Below are 15,805 nucleotides of genomic sequence, written 5' to 3'. Positions count from 1 at the left end.
CTGGATCATGGCATCAACCGAAAAGAAGAAATCATTCAAGGTCCGGCGCGCAGGCCTGCCGACCCGCGATCAGGTGATGGAGTTCATTGCTTCGTCCGACCAGCCCGCAGGCAAGCGGGAAATTGCAAAGGCTTTCGGCCTTCACGCGCAGGACAAGATCGCGCTCAAGGCGCTGCTCAAGGATATGGCGGACGAGGGGCTGATCGACGTCGGCCCTGCGCGTGCCTTTCATAAAATGGGCGGAGTGCCGAAGGTGACGGTGCTTCGCATCGTCGATGTCGATGGCTCGACGCTGATCGGTACGCCGGAACGGTGGGAAGCCGAAGGCCAGCCTGCGCCACGGCTGCGCGTGGTGGAACGCGGCAAGCGGGGGGCGCTGACCATTGGTGATCGTATCTTGGCCCGGACGGAAGAGGCTGGACGCGGTTTCGTCGCTCACCCGATGAAGAAGCTGGCCAAGGCCAGCGAGGAACTTCTGGGCGTGGTGGAAGAAGGCGATGGCGGCAAGCTCTGGCTGCGCCCCGTGGACAAGCGCATCCGCAAGGACACGCCCATCAGTGACGTCGGCAGTGCGAAACCCGGCGACCTTGTGCTGGCCGAGCCGGTCGGCAGGCCGCCGCGAATCAGCGCCCGCGTCACCGACATATTGGGCGATCCTTTTGCTCCGCGCAGTTTCAGCCTGATCGCGATCCACAAGCATGGCATTCCCCATGTTTTCCCCGAACGTGCGGAGGAAGAAGCGGTCACCGCCTCCGAGTTGCCGCTGCATGAGGACAAGCGGGAGGATCTGCGCCATCTGCCCATCGTGGCGATTGATCCGGCGGACGCGCGCGATCATGACGACGCGGTCTGGGCCGCGCCGGATGACGATCCGTCCAATCCAGGCGGCTATCGCGCAATCGTCGCCATCGCCGACGTCAGCTATTATGTCCGACCGGGCAGCGCACTCGACAAGGAAGCGCGCAAGCGGGGGAACAGCGTCTATTTTCCCGACCTCGTGGTCCCGATGCTGCCGCATCAGCTGTCGTCGGACATGTGTTCGCTTCGGGCCGAAAAGGACCGGGCCGCCATGGCGTGCCACCTGGTGGTCAATGCTTCGGGCAATGTCACGAGCTGGCGCTTTTCCCGCGCCGTCATCCGTGTCGCAGCGGTGATGGCCTATGAGGATGCACAGGCGGCAATCGATGGCGAGCAGGAGAATATTCTGCTCGAACCCGCGTTGAAGCCTTTGTGGGAATGCTGGAAATTGCTGCGCAAGGCGCGGGAGAAGCGCGAGCCGCTGGCGCTGGACCTGCCCGAAAGACGCGTGGTGCTGGACGAGCATGGCAAGATCGTCAGCGTCGCGGTGCGCGAGCGGCTCGACGCGCACATGTTGATCGAGGACTATATGATTGCCGCCAATGTTGCCGCGGCAAAGGCATTGGAGGCGAAGAAGGCCCCGATCATGTATCGGGTGCATGAACCGCCGAGCCGCGAAAAACTGGTCGCGCTCAAGGACTTTCTCGCGACCTTCGACATGGAATTTGCACTGGGTCAGGTCATCAAGCCTGCCACCTTCAATCGGTTGATCGACCGGGTGAGGGACCTGGAAGAAAAACCGCAGATCATGGAGCAGATACTGCGCAGCCAAACGCAGGCCTATTACAGCCCGCAGAATATGGGGCATTTTGGCCTGTCGCTTGGATCATATGGGCATTTCACGTCACCGATCAGGCGTTATGCGGACCTGCTGGTCCATCGCGCACTTGTTGGTGCCTATGGAATGGAGCTTCCCGCACCCAAGGGCGGCGTCATCCCAGAGAAGACGGCGCTGAGCGGCGAAGATTTCGAGAATATGGGCCGCATTGGCGAGATGATCAGCCAATATGAGCGCCGCGCGATGGAGGCGGAGCGAGAGACCATCGACCGCTATGTCGCGGCATTCCTGGCCGCGCATGTGGGCGAGTTGGTGGAAACGCGCATCACCGGCGTTCAAAGCTTCGGCTTTTTCGCCTCGGTCGAGGGGCTGGGCGGTGATGGCTTGGTGCCGGTGTCTACGCTGGGGGACGAGCGCTTCTTTTATGATGAGGCCGCTCGCGCGCTGGAGGGGGTCGAGAGTGGGGATCGTTACTCTTCGGGGCAACGCCTATCGCTGCGGCTGGTGGAGGCGGATCCGATCAACGCGGTGTTGCGCTTTGAATTGCCCGATGCCCCGCCGCAGCGGCCAAGTTTCAAGAAGGACAGGATGCGCCCGGGGATCAAGCGGGGCCGTCCGATGAACATCCGTCATGTCGGGGCAAAGCGGGGCAAGCACCGGCGGTAATTTTTGCCCTGATGGGCGTCAGCTCAGGCTGTCGATGGTTTCGGCGTCCAGGCCACCGGGGATGATCATGATCGGGCAGGGCAGCTTGCCTGCGTCCGCGCCCGCGAAGTGGGAGACCAGCGCGCCGGGCGGGCCGCTGGCCGCTGCGCCAAGGACGAGCGCGGCGACGTCGGTCATTTCTTTCAGCGTCTCGCGCACGATGGCGACCGGATCACCCTGTCGCACGGTAATGCTGGGCCGGATGCCGGATTCCTCCGTCAGCGTGCCCGCTGCGCTGGTGACCAGCGCTTCGGCACGCTGCACCGCTTCGTCTTCCATCGTTGCCTGCACGCCGCCCCATTGGACGAACTCGGCAGGCGGAATGAGCGCGAGGATGCGAATGGCACCCGCAGTCTTGGCAGCGCGACGGGCGGCGAAGCGCAATGCGGTCTCCGCTTCGGGTGATTCGTCTACGACGACCAGATATGTCCGCATGCAATGAAACCCCGGATCGGGAGCAGGCCGACCAGCGCCGCTCTTGTTTCTTGAACCGATTTGGAAAATCTTGAACCGGTCTGGTGAGATGTGGCTCATTATCGCCAGCGATGCAAGGCGTGGCCTTGACCGTTCCGTCCAAAGAGGGAAAACGGCTGACAACGCCGCCCCACGGATCGGAAAGAAGAGAGGCCTTCGCTCATGAGCAAGAAAATCCAGATGCCCGCACTGTCGCCCACGATGGAAGAAGGAACGTTGGCGAAGTGGCTGGTGAAGGAGGGCGATACCGTTTCGTCGGGTGACCTGCTGGCGGAGATCGAGACCGACAAGGCGACGATGGAGTTCGAAGCGGTGGATGAGGGCAAGATCGCCAAGATCCTGGTCAGCGAAGGTTCTGAGGGCGTGAAGGTGGGAACCGTCATCGCGATCATCGCCGAGGAAGGCGAAGATTTGGCCGAAGCCGCGCAGAATGACGCAGCCGCGCCCAAGGCCGGCGCCACGCCCAAGAAGGCTGAAGCGGCCTCGTCTGCCCCCGCCGCTGCTCCGGCTCCCAAGGCGGATGCCGTGCCTGCCAAGCAGGATGGCGCGCGTGTAAAGGCAAGCCCGCTGGCGCGTCGGATGGCGGAGCAGTCCGGCATCGACCTGGCCAGCCTTAAAGGCAGCGGCCCCAATGGGCGCGTGGTGAAGGCCGATCTGGAAGGCGCTGGAAAGAGCGCGCCCGCGACCGCTCAGGCCGCTGCGCCTGCCGCCGCTGCGCCAACGCCGGTCGCTCCGGCAGCGGCCCAGGACTTTGGCATCCCGCATGAGGTCGTCAAGTTGAGCGGCATGCGCAAAACGATTGCGCGCCGCCTGACGGAATCGAAGCAGCAGGTGCCGCACATCTACCTGACGGTGGATGTTCAACTCGATAGGTTGTTGAAGCTCCGGTCGGAGCTTAATGCCGGACTGGCGAGCCGTGGCGTCAAGCTGTCGGTCAACGATCTGCTGATCAAGGCGCTGGGCGTCGCGCTGGTGCAGGTGCCGGAATGCAATGTGCAGTTTGCAGGCGACCAGATGCTACAGTTCAAGCGCGCGGATGTTTCCGTCGCCGTGTCCATTCCCGGCGGCCTGATCACCCCGATCATTACGGAGGCGGACAGCAAGAGCGTTTCGGCTATCTCGACCGCGATGAAGGACCTGGCCAGCCGGGCCAAGGACGGCAAGCTGGCACCGCAGGAATATCAGGGCGGCACGGCGTCGCTGTCCAATATGGGCATGTTCGGCATCAAGCAGTTCGAAGCCGTCATCAATCCGCCGCAGGGCATGATCATGGCCATCGGCGCGGGTGAGAAGCGACCGTTCGTCGTGGACGACGCGCTTCAGATTGCGACTGTCATGTCGGCCACCGGCAGTTTCGACCATCGCGCCATCGATGGGGCGGACGGCGCGCGGCTGATGCAGATATTCCGGGAACTGGTTGAAAATCCGCTTGGCATGCTGGCCTGATGGCCCGGCCCGACGAGACGCCGCCTGACCTAAGTCCGGCGGTGCGGGTCATCGCCATGCCCGCCGACACCAATCCTTATGGGGATATTTTCGGCGGCTGGCTGATGAGCTTGATGGACTCCGCCGCTGGATCGGTGGCGGCCCGGCACAGTCATGGGCGCGCCGTCACCATCGCGGTGGAAGGCATGACCTTCCTGCGTCCGGTGGTGGTTGGCGACGAGGTTTCGGTATTCGCCACGCTCAAGTCGGTGGGGCGCACGTCGATGAAGATCGACGTCGAAGCGTGGCGCCGGACGCGTCATGACGACCGATCCTACAGGGTCACTCAGGCGACCTTTACCTTCGTGGCGATCGGTGAGGATCGCCAACCCCGTTCCGTGCCGCCCTTGACGCCACCGGCGGCCGCTTGATGTTCCTGCGCAAAAGGAAAGTTTACCATGGCTGAGAATTACGATCTCATCGTTCTGGGCTCCGGCCCTGGCGGCTATGTCGCCGCGATCCGCGCTGCCCAACTGGGGTTGAAGACCGCCATCGTGGAGCGTGAAAATCTGGGGGGCATCTGCCTCAACTGGGGCTGCATTCCTACCAAGGCGCTGCTGCGGTCGGCTGAAATCTACCATTATATGCAGCATGCCGGGGATTATGGCCTGGCCGCGGAAAAGATCAGTGCGGACATCGAAGCCGTGGTGAAGCGGTCGCGTGGTGTCGCCAAACAGCTTAATCAGGGTGTTACGCACCTGATGAAGAAGAACAAGATCACCGTTCACATGGGTGATGGCAAGCTGACCGGGAAGGGTAAGCTGTCCGTGACCAAGGACGGAAAGACGCAGGAACTGACGGCGAAGAACATCATCCTCGCCACAGGCGCGCGGGCGCGCGACCTGCCCGGCACCCCTGCCGATGGCAAGCGGGTGTGGACCTATCGCCATGCCATGACCCCGCCGGAAATGCCGACCAAGCTGCTGGTGATCGGGTCTGGCGCGATCGGTATTGAATTTGCCAGCTTCTACAATGACATGGGCGCGGACGTGACGGTGGTCGAGATGATGGACCGTGTCGTGCCGGTGGAGGATGCGGACGTGTCCGCCTTCCTTGAAAAGGCGCTCAAGAAACAGGGCATGACCATCTTGACCGGCGCTGGCGTCAGCGACATTCAGGTGGGTGCAAATGGCATCAAGGCGAAGCTGAAGGACAAGGCCGGCAAGGAAAGCGCCGCCGAGTTCAGCCACATGATCGTCGCGATCGGGATCGTGCCGAACACTGCCGACATCGGCCTGAAGGAACTGGGCGTCGCGGTGGACGATCGTGGATTCCTGAAAACCGACGAGATGTGCCGGACCAATGTCGAGGGGTTGTGGGCGATTGGCGACATCACCGCGCCGCCATGGTTGGCGCACAAGGCGAGCCATGAAGGCGTGATCGCCGCCGAAGCCATTGCTGGCAAACATCCCCATGCGATGGACCCGCTCAACATTCCGGGCTGCACCTACTGCCATCCGCAGATCGCCAGCGTCGGCCTGACCGAAGCCAAGGCGAAGGAAGCGGGCTATGAGGTGAAGGTTGGCATGTTCCCCTTCATCGGCAACGGCAAGGCGATTGCGCTGGGCGAGGCGGAAGGATTTACGAAGACGGTATTCGACGCCAAGACCGGCGAGTTGCTGGGCGCGCATATGGTCGGCGCGGAAGTGACGGAAATGATCCAGGGATTCACCGTCGGCAAGACATTGGAAACGACGGAGGCGGACCTGATGCACACCGTATTCCCGCACCCCACCATTTCGGAATCGATGCATGAAAGCGTGCTCGCCGCTTATGGCAGAGCTCTCCATATCTGATCGTCGCGCATGGCGAAGGGGCGGGATGGCTTTGGCCGTTTCGCTCCTTTTCGTTTTCCTGATCGCGCTGCTTCAACAATCGGGCGCGGCTGATGCGTTCAACCTTGCGGGGATGCGCGTAGCTGGCGCGGCGCGGGAGATGCAAGGCGGTGGCGTCACGACAGCAGTGATGCAGGCCGTGTCGATGGCGGGGGGAAGCGTCGGTCGTTTGTTGTTGTTCAACATCGCCCTTGTCGGGTTGCTGTGGCAAAGGCAGCGGTTTGCGGCTCTGTGGCTGACCTTCACCATGGCGGGTGGCACTTTGCTCAACCTGGGCCTCAAGCAGCTTTTCGCCGCGCCGCGCCCGGATCTGCTGCCGCATCTGGACATCGTTAACAGCTACAGCTTTCCCAGCGGACATGCGGCGGGCAACATGATCCTGTTCGGCGCGATTGCGATGCTCATCACCCGACGCGCTGCCTATATGGTGTGCGGCGTCATCATCCTGCTGATCGGGGTCAGCCGGACCTGGCTGGGCGTGCATTGGCCGACTGACGTTCTGGCAGGATGGATCGTCGGGCTGGGCTGGCTTGCTTTCTGCCGGTGCTGGCTACCAGCGGGGGGACGGGAGGAGCAGCGCGTCGCTCAAGCGGTCATGGGGGGGCATACCGTCGGTGGTGATAAAGCCGTGAACCCAGAAGCTGTCGAAGGCGCTGGCCATCGCCACGGCGAGCAGCAGTAGCGCCGCCGCTGCAAATATCGGGCGAGCACCCCGCACGGCTGTTTCGGGCATGATTGCCAGCAGCAGGAGCGGGAGGAGGGGCAGGAAATAGCGGCCCTGCGTTCCCTGTATATAGTCAGCACCCAGCGGCGTGCCGGTCAGATACATCGCTGTTTCGATGAGCAGCGCGCTGCCCCCTGCCACGGCGATCCACCAGAGGCGTTGCGCGATACCAATCTGCACACCCGATCCGCTGAGTACCCCAGCGCCGATCATCAGCGCGGCGAGAGGATAGGCGGCGAGTGGCAGCAATATGGCATTCCACCCGAAGCGCCCGACGATTTGAAGCGCATAAACGGGCGCGCGATCCACTACGCTGGAATAGAGGATGCGCACATAGGCGAACGGGTCGGCCAGGATCACAGCGAGTTGATCGGCCAGCGGCGCGGTCATGGCATGTTCGCCGGTTTTGCGCGAAGCGATGTGGTAGAGCGCCTGGCTTCCGCCCGACATTTTCATCCACGCGATGAAGGCAATCGCACCGACCGCCATCGCCGCGATCAGCAGCCATGGGCGCAGGTCACGGCGCGTTTCCGGCCAGTTCAAGCCAGCGGCCATCAGCGGCAGATAAACGCCCTTTGCAAGGGCCAGCAACGGAGCGGCGGCCAGCAGGCCGATGGATCGTGTCGGGGTGGCACCCATGAATGCGACCCGTAGCGCAAGAGCGAGGCCCAGGAAGCCCATGCCGTTGATCACCGCGTCCGGCGATAGTGATCCTGTTTGGTAGCTGAATGTCGGCAACAATGCTGTCGCGAGCATCGCGCTACGTCCGAACGGCAGCAGGGAAAGCGCTAGACTCAGCAGGGCCAGACCCGCCAACGCATTAACGATGCGTCCGGTATAGAAGCTGCCCAGTCGGGGCAGGCCCGCCGCGTCGCCCAGCATCAGCCCAACGGCACCGGGTGCATAGAGGCTGGGCGCGTAGCTGGCGACGTTGGGGAAATCGGCGAAGCTGGTTCCCGGCCGGGCACCGTCCGCTTGCCACGCCTTTGTCAGCATGTCTGGGCTAAATTGGCGAAGGGTGGCAGGCACGTCGGTCGGGAAATCCACGCCATGCAAGTCCACTGCGGCGCTGGGCAATTCCGCGCCGATCATTGCCCCACGCGTTTGCGCGAAAACGCCCCCTTCGCTGAGAAGGAGTGCCTTCATATAATGCTGGTTTTCGTCGGGGGCCTGAAATGGCGGCGTGATCAGGGCGAAGAACAGGGTCGACAGGTAGATGGCGGCCAGCAGCCATTGCTGCATGCGCGTGGCGGGCGCGGAAAAGGGCAGGTTCGCTCGTCGCGTTTCAGCCGTCGATAATCGCTCGTTTCGCAAGGATGGCGTCCCCCTGATCGCATGTTGGGCAGGGAGGTTAACGCCTAGGCCTTAATATTTCCGATGCGTTGCAAAAGATTACAGGGCTGAAGCTATTTCCGTGGCAAGCCAGGTGGGCAGGGTGGCGGGATCGATATTTTCCACACGCCGGAGTTCGATTGAGAGGCCAAGGTCGGGCAGGGCGGCTCGCTGGCGCTTTTCATCGGCCTCCGTGAGGGGAACAGCGACGAGACGGCGATTGATCTTGCTGCGATAGTGCATTCGGGCGGTGTTTTCCTGCCCGACATAGCAGCCCTTGTCATAGTCGACGCCGCCCAGTTCCTGGGCATTGGTTTCCAGCCAGAGGACCTGATCCTGCCCTAGTTCGCCGACGCCTTCGAAAATGCCGAGCGACAGGCGGTGCGCACGGAATGCGGCGGCAGCGTCGCCCGGAGTCGCCGGAGCGAGCCAGCGATGACCCAGCGCAGGGAGGCGGGGGTCGAGGGGCTTGTCGCTTTGGTCAAGGGACCAATGGACGGCGAGGTCGTCTTCACGAGCGACCGTGACTTTGCGGCGCAGGCGGTAGAGGGTCAGACGCCGGGCGAGTGCGTCTGCCTGCGCGGCTTCGCAATCTATCAGCACGTCATCGCCATCGGCCCAGAGGATGAAGTCGAACAGCGCCTTGCCCTGCGGGGTCAGCAGCCCGCCCCAGCGAGGATCATCGGCTTTCAGGGTGAGGACGTCGCGCGTCAGAAGGCCTTGAAGGAAGGTCCTTGCCTCTTCCCCTGAAATTCTGAGGATCGCGCGGTCGGTGAGGGTGGTGCCGGTCATCGGCTTTAGGTAGGACAGGTGCCGAACATATCCAAGCGGCGAGCATCCCCATGTCCCAGACTTTTGACCTGATCCTGAAGAATGGCACCGTCCATACCCCCGGCGGCGCGGAAAAAGCGGACATCGGGGTGCGCGCGGGCAAGATCGCGGCGGTCGGGACCGGACTGGGCGACGCGGGCGAGGTGATTGACTGCGCGGGCCTGGACGTGTTGCCCGGCTGCATCGATAGTCAGGTGCATTTCCGCGAGCCGGGGCTGGAGCATAAGGAAGACCTTGAATCGGGTAGCCGCGCGGCTGTGCTGGGCGGGATCACTGCGGTCTTTGAAATGCCCAACACCAATCCCAACACCGACAGCGCGGAGCGGGTGAGGGAAAAGCTGGATCGCGCGCATCATCGCATGTGGTGCGACCATGCCTTTTATGTCGGGGCGACAGCGGACAATGCCGAGGCGCTGAGGGAATTGGAGCGCATTCCCGGCACTGCGGGGGTCAAGATATTCATGGGCGCATCGACAGGCAGCCTGCTGGTCGATGATGACGACGCCCTGTCGCGGGTTCTGGCCAGCGGGACACGCCGCGTCGCCATCCATGCCGAGGATGAGGCGCGGATGAATGCGCGCAAGGACCTTCGGGTCGAGGGCGATTCGTCATCACATCCCGTCTGGCGCGACGATGAAAGCGCGATGATCGCGACCAAGCGGATCATCGGCCTTGCCCGGAAAGCACGGCGGCGCATCCACATTTTGCATGTGACCACCCCGGCGGAGCTGGAATATATTGCCGGGAACAAGGATATCGCGACATGCGAGGTGACGCCGCAGCATCTAACGCTGGCGGCGGAGGACGCCTATCCACGGCTGGGCAGCTATGCGCAGATGAACCCGCCGATCCGATCCGCGGCGCATCGCGACGGGCTGTGGCACTGGCTGGCGCAGGGGGTGCCCGATGTTCTGGGCAGCGACCATGCCCCGCACACGATTGAGGAAAAGGCAAAGCCCTATCCCACCAGCCCCAGCGGCATGCCCGGCGTGCAGACGCTGGTGCCGTTGCTGCTCAACCATGTGGCGGAAGGACGGTTGTCGCTGCGCCGCTTCATCGAGCTAACCTCTTCGGGGCCGCAGCGGGTGTTCGGGCTGGTTGGGAAGGGGCGCATCGCGCTGGGCTATGATGCCGACTTCACGGTGGTCGACCTTAAGAAGCGGTGGACCGTTGGCAGCGACTGGCTGGCTTCGCGCTGCAACTGGTCGCCCTTTGAAGGGATGGACCTGACCGGCAAGGCTGTCGGCACCATCGTGCGGGGCCATCGCGTGATGTGGGAAGACGCGCTGGCCAACGAGGCGGTCGGTGAGCCGGTCCGGTTTGAAGCGACCGAGTTTTCCTAAACTGGGGAAAGCCGGTTGCGGCGGGCGGCGGTGAAGCCGTCTCCCGCGAAGACAATGAGGCCCAGCCAGATCAGTGCGAAGCTAGCCATCTGTCCGTGCGACAGCTTTTCACCATAGAGGAAGACGCCGCACAGAAATTGCAGCGACGGCGCGAGATATTGCATCAGGCCCAGCGTCGCCATCGGCAAACGATGTGCCGCCATGGCGAAAAGGACGAGCGGAATAGTGGTGAGAGCGCCCGACGCGATTAGCAGCCACGTGACATGGGCGCTGGTGCCCAGGCTGATGCCGCCATGCCCTGATAGCCATAGCAGATAGGCCAGCGCGAAAGGCGTCAGGATCAATGTTTCCACGCCCAGGCCAGCCATTGGCGCCACCGGCGTCATCTTGCGTATCAGTCCGTAGAAGGCAAAGCTGAGCGCCAGGCCCACGCTGATCCAAAGGGTGGTGACTGCTGCGGCTGCCATGATGGCGACGCCCAGTGTTGCGATCGCGATGGCAAGGATTTGCGCGCGTCGCAGCTTTTCCTTGAGCACCAGGACGCCCAGCGCAACATTCACCAGCGGATTGAGGAAATAGCCAAGGCTGGCGGCGATCACATGGTCGCTATTGACGGACCAGACATAGATCACCCAGTTGATGCCGATGAATAATGCCGACCCCATAAGCGGGAACAGCAGCTTGCGGTTTCGAAGGGCGCTGGATAGCGGGCCAAGGCCGCGCCGTGCCGCCAGCAGGCCAAGGATCAGCACCAGCGACCAAAGGACACGTTGCGCCACGACTTCGACCGGGGCCACTTCATGCAGCAGCTTGAAGAATATGGGGAGCAATCCCCACAGGCCATAGGCACCCAGAGCCGCGAGCATCCCCGCCCGCAGTTCGGGATTATGTTCGTTCAGAAAATGCCCCCACCGGCGAAAAGCCGCAACGCACCGAAGGCGGCGACGATCAGGCAGAAGTTGCGCCCGCTGTTCCTGCTGGACGCCATGCCGATCAGCGCGCCCAGCAGGGCAAGCGGCACAAGCAGCCAGTTGAGGATCGCCACGAACGGCAAGATCGCAGGGATCATCATGACAAGGGTGGCAAGGCCGATCAGAACCGAAAGTATGTTAAGCATTATCGACACATGGCCATTCCGACGCCCAAGGGCAAGGCAGTGGTGAATGTCGGCATGCAAAGAATGGCACGGCGGAAATATTTGGCGATTTACCAAAAAGCCTAACGGAAAATTAACCTGCGTTCTTCATCCCCTGTTTACGAAGGAGTGAAGCTATGGTGCGTTTCCCAACTGCCTGTGCGGCGGCGTTTTTGTTGATCCTGCCTTTGGGAGGATGCGGCAAGGGCGACAAGGATGCCGATCTCAACGCGCTGGACGCCCAACTCACTAACGACGCCGTCGATCCTGCCTTGAAAGGCGCTCTGGCCGGGCAGATCGTGGTCGACCCCAATCTGACCAGTCAGTCGAACCGCAATGCGGTTCGTCCGGCTGACCGGCCAGCCAATGCCGCGCTGCCCGTATTGAAGGGCGACGCCGCCCAGGCGCTTGCCGAATCGGTGAAGCTGGCTGGCGGCAAGCTGCTTGCCACGCCCGCCCCGGCGACGGGCGAGGCGATGGAATCCACAACGACGCTGGCGGCGCTGGCCCGTGAACAGGCCCAGCCGGGCGGTAACGCCTATTGCCGCAAGAAACTGGTCTACGGCATGCAGTGGGCGAGCCGCTTGCCGGACCCCTTCACCGTCTATCCCGGTGCGCAATTGATGGAAGCGGCGGGCGCGGAAAAGGATGGCTGCACCCTGCGCGCCGCAACCTTCGTCACGCCGGTGCCGCGCCAGAGCGTCATGGATTTTTACTATACGCAGGCGCGCAGGTCCGGGTTTGAGGCCGAACACCGGATATTGGGCGGTGACCATGTGCTGGGTGGCACGCGCAAGGATGACGGCGGCGCGTTTCTGTTGCTGTTCACCGATGCACCGGGCGGCAAGACCAGCGTCGACATCATTGCCGACAACGGGCGCTGAACGGTAACGCCGGGGGCTGAAAGATCGCCCCATTTCCTTTGTCGCGTTTTCCCTCTAGGGCGGCGGCATGAATAATATCCTTCTCGTCATGGGTGGCGGCGCTGTGGGCGCGCTCGGGCGCTATCAGCTTGGCCGCCTGTCGGGCCATTTGCTTCCCGCCGCCCTCTGGCCATGGGGGACCTTTGCCGCCAACCTGCTGGGCGGTTTTGCCATGGGGATAGTCGTCGGTTGGCTGGCGCGGTTCCACGCCGCGCCGGGCGAATCCCTTCGCTTGCTGTTGGCGGTAGGGCTGCTCGGCGGTTTCACGACATTTTCCTCCTTCAGCCTGGAAATGGTGCTGATGATCGAACGGGGACAATTTGGCATGGCCATTGGCTATGCGGCCTTTTCAGTCGTCGGCGCGGTTGCTGCGTTGATTGGCGGCCTCAGCCTGATGAGGGCATTCGCATGAAGGGACGTCCGCCAGGCAAGCCGTCGGGACCCGCGCGAGGCGGTCGGAAGCCGGGCGGCAGCGCTGCCCCTGACAGAGCGCGGGGTGCGGCGAAGGCTGCGCGTGCGCGCAAGTCCGATGGACCCAAAGCCGCTTCGAAGGCGCCAGCCAAGTCTTTCGGGGCAAAGGCTCCGGTGGCTAAGGTGCCCGCGGCCAAGGCTCCGGTTGCAAAACCTTCTCCTGCAAAGGGCGTGTCCCTGGACGTTCGCCAGTTTCGCGTGGGCGCAGACGATGATGGCATCCGCCTTGATCGCTGGTTTCAGCGGCATTTGCCGGACATCGGCTTCAACACCGTCTCACGCTGGGCGCGTACGGGGCAGTTGCGGGTGGATGGCGCGCGGGCAGCGCCCGGCGATCGGGTTGCCGCAGGGCAGAGCATACGTGTTCCGCCCGCCGAGCCCAAGGCTGCGGAGGCGGCCAAGCCCCGTCGCGAACGACCGGGGCTGAGTGACGATCAGACTGCTTTCGCGCAGGGCATGGTCATCCATCGCGATGCGCAAGCCATTGTCATCAACAAGCCGCCGGGCCTTGCGACCCAGGGCGGGACCAAGACCGACGAACATGTCGATGGCCTGCTGGACGCGCTGGAGTTTGAGCTCGAACAACGGCCTAAATTGGTGCATCGGCTGGACAAGGATACGTCCGGCGCGCTTCTGGTCGCGCGGACGGCGCGGTCGGCAGCTTATTTTGCCAAGGCCTTTTCAAGCCGCACCGCGCGCAAGGTCTATTGGGCGATCGTGATCGGCGTGCCGTCTATCAATGACGGTATGATAGAATTGCCCATCGCCAAGCAGCCGGGCACCGGGGGCGAGAAGATGCATGTGGACGAGGAGGAGGGACTTCCTTCCCGGACGCGCTATCGTGTGATCGAGCGGGCGGGCAACCGTGCCGCCTGGGTCGAGTTGCAGCCGCATACCGGCCGCACCCATCAGCTGCGCGTGCATATGGCGGCGATCGGTCACCCCATTGTCGGCGACGGCAAATATGGCGGCAAGGACGCTTTCCTGTCTGGCACGATCAGCCGCAAGATGCACCTTCATGCCCGGCGCATCCGGGTCGATCACCCCGATGGCGGGCGCGTGGATGTGCGGGCGGATTTGCCCGAACATTTCGCGGCGAGCCTTATTTCATTGGGATTCGAGCTGTCGGCGGGCGACCTGCCGCTGGACGAGGAAGTGGAGCGCAAGCCGACGCGCGAGGATGAAAAGAAGATCGCCCGCGCTCATGCCAAGCAGGTCCGCAAAGGTCGTCGCGGTGAGCGTCGTTCGCGTGGACCAGGCGAGGAACGGGATTTTCGCAAGAGATGACCAATCGCCTGGCCGTTTTCGATTGCGACGGCACTTTGGTGGACAGCCAGCACAGTATTTGCGCCGCCATGGCCCGCGCCTTTGAAGGCGAAAAACTGACCGCACCCGATCGTGTAGCCATATTGTCAGTGGTTGGGTTGTCGCTGCCGCTTGCCATCGCGCGGCTGCTGCCCGAAGCCGAGCCGGACTTTCACGATCATCTGTCGGAACGCTATAAAAGCGCGTTCCAGCAGCTGCGCCGCGAATGCGCGGTTTCAGAGCCGCTCTATCCGGGCATGGCGGACTTGATCCGCGACCTGGATACCGACGGTTGGTTGTTGGGCGTTGCGACGGGGAAATCCGATCGCGGGCTTGGCCTGTGCCTGGAGCATCATGGCATAAGCGGGCATTTCGTGACGCTGCAAACCGCAGACCGGCATCCGTCCAAACCGCATCCTTCCATGTTGTTGACCGCCATGGCCGAGGCGGGCGCTTGTCCCGAAACGACCGTGATGATCGGGGATACCAGTTTCGACATAGAGATGGCCATTGCCGCGGGGACGCGGGCGCTGGGCGTCGGCTGGGGCTATCATGAGCCTGCGGCGCTTATGGCGGCGGGTGCCGACGGCGTGGCCATGGACAGCAGCGAATTGCATCGCCATATCCTGGCCCAATGACCGACATTCCCCCTCCGCCGCCCGTTGATCCTGAAAAAGTCGCTCGCCAGCGATTCTTTGCGCTTGGCCTTTTTCGGTTGTCCGGTGCGATCATCGTGATGTTCGGATTTCTTATCCTGATGCAGCGATTTGGCTGGGTTCAGGGCGGGAAGGCCAAGGCGATGGGGGCGATCTTCGTGATGGTCGGCCTGTTCCAATTTGTCGTCGTGCCCCGCCTGCTGCTGTCTTTGTTCAATAAGCCCGCGCCCCACCAGGCGGAGGAACCGCATCAGTGAAGCGCTTTTACAAGCAAGCTGCCATCGTCGAAGGCGAGGCGGGTTTTGGAATCCAGCTTGACGGTCGCCCAGTGCATACGCCAGCGCGCGCTCCGTTGACTTTGCCCAGTGCGCGTTTGGCCGAAGCGATTGCCAGCGAGTGGCAGGAGCAGGGAGATAGTATCGACCCGCGCTCCATGCCATTCACGGGTCTGGCCAACGGCGCGATTGACCAGATCGCCACTAATATCGAAAGCTTTGCGGCAGGGATCGCGCGCTACGGCGAGAGCGACCTGCTATGTTACCGGGCGGAGGGGCCAAGCGAACTGATCGCCCGCGAAGCAGCCGCATGGGACCCGCTGCTGGAATGGGCTGGGCGGCGTTATGACGTCACTTTCCGGGTGACGCAGGGCATCATCCCTGTTGAACAGCCCGCAGCGACGCTGGAGCGATTGGGCGCGGCCGTTGGGGCATTTGATGCGTTCACGCTAGCCGGGCTATCGACTTTGGTCACGCTGTCAGGGTCGCTGGTGTGCGGTCTGGCCATCGTGGATGGTGGCCATGATGCGGATGCCGTCTGGTCAGCGTCTGAAATTGACGAGGCCTGGGAGGTTGAGCAGTGGGGCGAGGATGCCGACGCCGCTGCCCGGTCCGCTCTGCGCCGCGCGGAGTTCAGCATGGCGCGTGCCTTTTGCGATCTGGCGCGCGGCTGAT

The 15,805-nt window shown here is 63.0% G+C and carries 16 protein-coding genes and 1 pseudogene; 12 read left to right on the top strand and 5 right to left on the bottom strand.

The annotated features are described in order from the left end of the window. Nucleotides 1-7: 7 nt before the first annotated feature. The gene (rnr, locus tag FHS54_RS08655) at nt 8-2,302 is read left to right on the top strand and encodes a ribonuclease R (protein WP_167303621.1); all 2,295 of its coding nucleotides are present in this window, start codon (nt 8-10) and stop codon (nt 2,300-2,302) included. A gap of 18 nt (nt 2,303-2,320) precedes the next feature. Here the strand turns inward: rnr and FHS54_RS08650 are convergent, their stop codons facing one another. Beyond that, entirely contained in the window at nt 2,321-2,776 is a 456-nt protein-coding gene (locus tag FHS54_RS08650; RefSeq protein ID WP_167303374.1) for a universal stress protein, read from the bottom strand. Nucleotides 2,777-2,977: 201 nt separating this feature from the next. On the opposite strand from FHS54_RS08650, the gene FHS54_RS08645 reads away from it, so the two are divergent. From FHS54_RS08645 to FHS54_RS16590, 4 genes and pseudogenes are all read left to right on the top strand, one after another. After that, on the top strand, nt 2,978-4,261 hold the full coding sequence (locus tag FHS54_RS08645) for a pyruvate dehydrogenase complex dihydrolipoamide acetyltransferase (RefSeq protein ID WP_167303373.1): 1,284 nt from the start codon (nt 2,978-2,980) through the stop codon (nt 4,259-4,261). Further along, nucleotides 4,261-4,671: an acyl-CoA thioesterase gene (locus tag FHS54_RS08640; protein ID WP_167303372.1), complete on the top strand. Its 411-nt coding sequence runs from the start codon at nt 4,261-4,263 to the stop codon at nt 4,669-4,671. The genes FHS54_RS08645 and FHS54_RS08640 overlap by 1 nt, the downstream gene beginning before the upstream one ends. 27 nt (nt 4,672-4,698) lie before the next feature. Then, a complete protein-coding gene (gene lpdA / locus FHS54_RS08635; RefSeq protein ID WP_167303371.1) occupies nt 4,699-6,096 on the top strand; it encodes a dihydrolipoyl dehydrogenase in 1,398 nt (465 codons plus the stop codon). Then, nucleotides 6,053-6,631 (top strand): annotated as a pseudogene (locus FHS54_RS16590) (phosphatase PAP2 family protein); the annotation flags it as partial. The gene lpdA and the pseudogene FHS54_RS16590, both read left to right, overlap by 44 nt. 54 nt (nt 6,632-6,685) lie before the next feature. Here the strand turns inward: FHS54_RS16590 and FHS54_RS08625 are convergent. Beyond that, on the bottom strand, nt 6,686-8,173 hold the full coding sequence (locus FHS54_RS08625) for a DUF2142 domain-containing protein (RefSeq protein ID WP_167303370.1): 1,488 nt from the start codon (nt 8,171-8,173) through the stop codon (nt 6,686-6,688). Between the two features lie 78 nt (nt 8,174-8,251). Beyond that, nucleotides 8,252-8,983, bottom strand: coding sequence for a CAF17-like 4Fe-4S cluster assembly/insertion protein YgfZ (ygfZ, locus tag FHS54_RS08620; protein ID WP_167303369.1), 732 nt, complete (start codon nt 8,981-8,983; stop codon nt 8,252-8,254). A gap of 50 nt (nt 8,984-9,033) precedes the next feature. Here ygfZ and FHS54_RS08615 point away from each other — a divergent pair, with 50 nt between their 5' ends. Then, a complete protein-coding gene (locus FHS54_RS08615; protein ID WP_167303368.1) occupies nt 9,034-10,365 on the top strand; it encodes a dihydroorotase in 1,332 nt (443 codons plus the stop codon). Here FHS54_RS08615 and rarD read toward each other — a convergent pair. After that, nucleotides 10,362-11,231 (bottom strand): EamA family transporter RarD, encoded by an 870-nt coding sequence (gene rarD / locus FHS54_RS08610; RefSeq protein ID WP_167303367.1) that lies wholly within the window; start codon nt 11,229-11,231, stop codon nt 10,362-10,364. The genes FHS54_RS08615 and rarD overlap by 4 nt on opposite strands. Nucleotides 11,232-11,260: 29 nt before the next feature. Next, complete coding sequence (locus tag FHS54_RS08605; protein WP_167303366.1) at nt 11,261-11,482, bottom strand: hypothetical protein; 222 nt, start codon at nt 11,480-11,482, stop codon at nt 11,261-11,263. Nucleotides 11,483-11,637: 155 nt separating this feature from the next. On the opposite strand from FHS54_RS08605, the gene FHS54_RS08600 reads away from it, so the two are divergent. From FHS54_RS08600 to FHS54_RS08575, 6 genes are all read left to right on the top strand, one after another. After that, entirely contained in the window at nt 11,638-12,384 is a 747-nt protein-coding gene (locus FHS54_RS08600) for a hypothetical protein (RefSeq protein WP_167303365.1), read from the top strand. Between the two features lie 67 nt (nt 12,385-12,451). Beyond that, on the top strand, nt 12,452-12,835 hold the full coding sequence (gene crcB, locus FHS54_RS08595; protein WP_167303364.1) for a fluoride efflux transporter CrcB: 384 nt from the start codon (nt 12,452-12,454) through the stop codon (nt 12,833-12,835). After that, a complete protein-coding gene (locus FHS54_RS08590) occupies nt 12,832-14,181 on the top strand; it encodes an RluA family pseudouridine synthase (protein WP_167303363.1) in 1,350 nt (449 codons plus the stop codon). The genes crcB and FHS54_RS08590 overlap by 4 nt, the downstream gene beginning before the upstream one ends. Next, entirely contained in the window at nt 14,178-14,837 is a 660-nt protein-coding gene (locus tag FHS54_RS08585) for an HAD-IA family hydrolase (RefSeq protein ID WP_167303362.1), read from the top strand. The genes FHS54_RS08590 and FHS54_RS08585 overlap by 4 nt, the downstream gene beginning before the upstream one ends. Then, nucleotides 14,834-15,112 carry a hypothetical protein gene (locus FHS54_RS08580; RefSeq protein ID WP_167303361.1) on the top strand — a complete coding sequence of 93 codons (279 nt, stop codon included), beginning with the start codon at nt 14,834-14,836 and terminating at the stop codon, nt 15,110-15,112. The genes FHS54_RS08585 and FHS54_RS08580 overlap by 4 nt, the downstream gene beginning before the upstream one ends. Continuing rightward, nucleotides 15,109-15,804, top strand: a complete 696-nt coding sequence (locus FHS54_RS08575; protein ID WP_167303360.1) for an ATP12 family protein — start codon at nt 15,109-15,111, stop codon at nt 15,802-15,804. Before FHS54_RS08580 ends, FHS54_RS08575 begins: the two co-directional genes overlap by 4 nt. Nucleotide 15,805 lies beyond the last annotated feature (1 nt).

Source organism: Sphingobium vermicomposti, assembly GCF_011762025.1.
Lineage (GTDB): Bacteria > Pseudomonadota > Alphaproteobacteria > Sphingomonadales > Sphingomonadaceae > Sphingobium > Sphingobium vermicomposti.
This window is presented reverse-complemented; position numbering and strand designations above follow the sequence as displayed.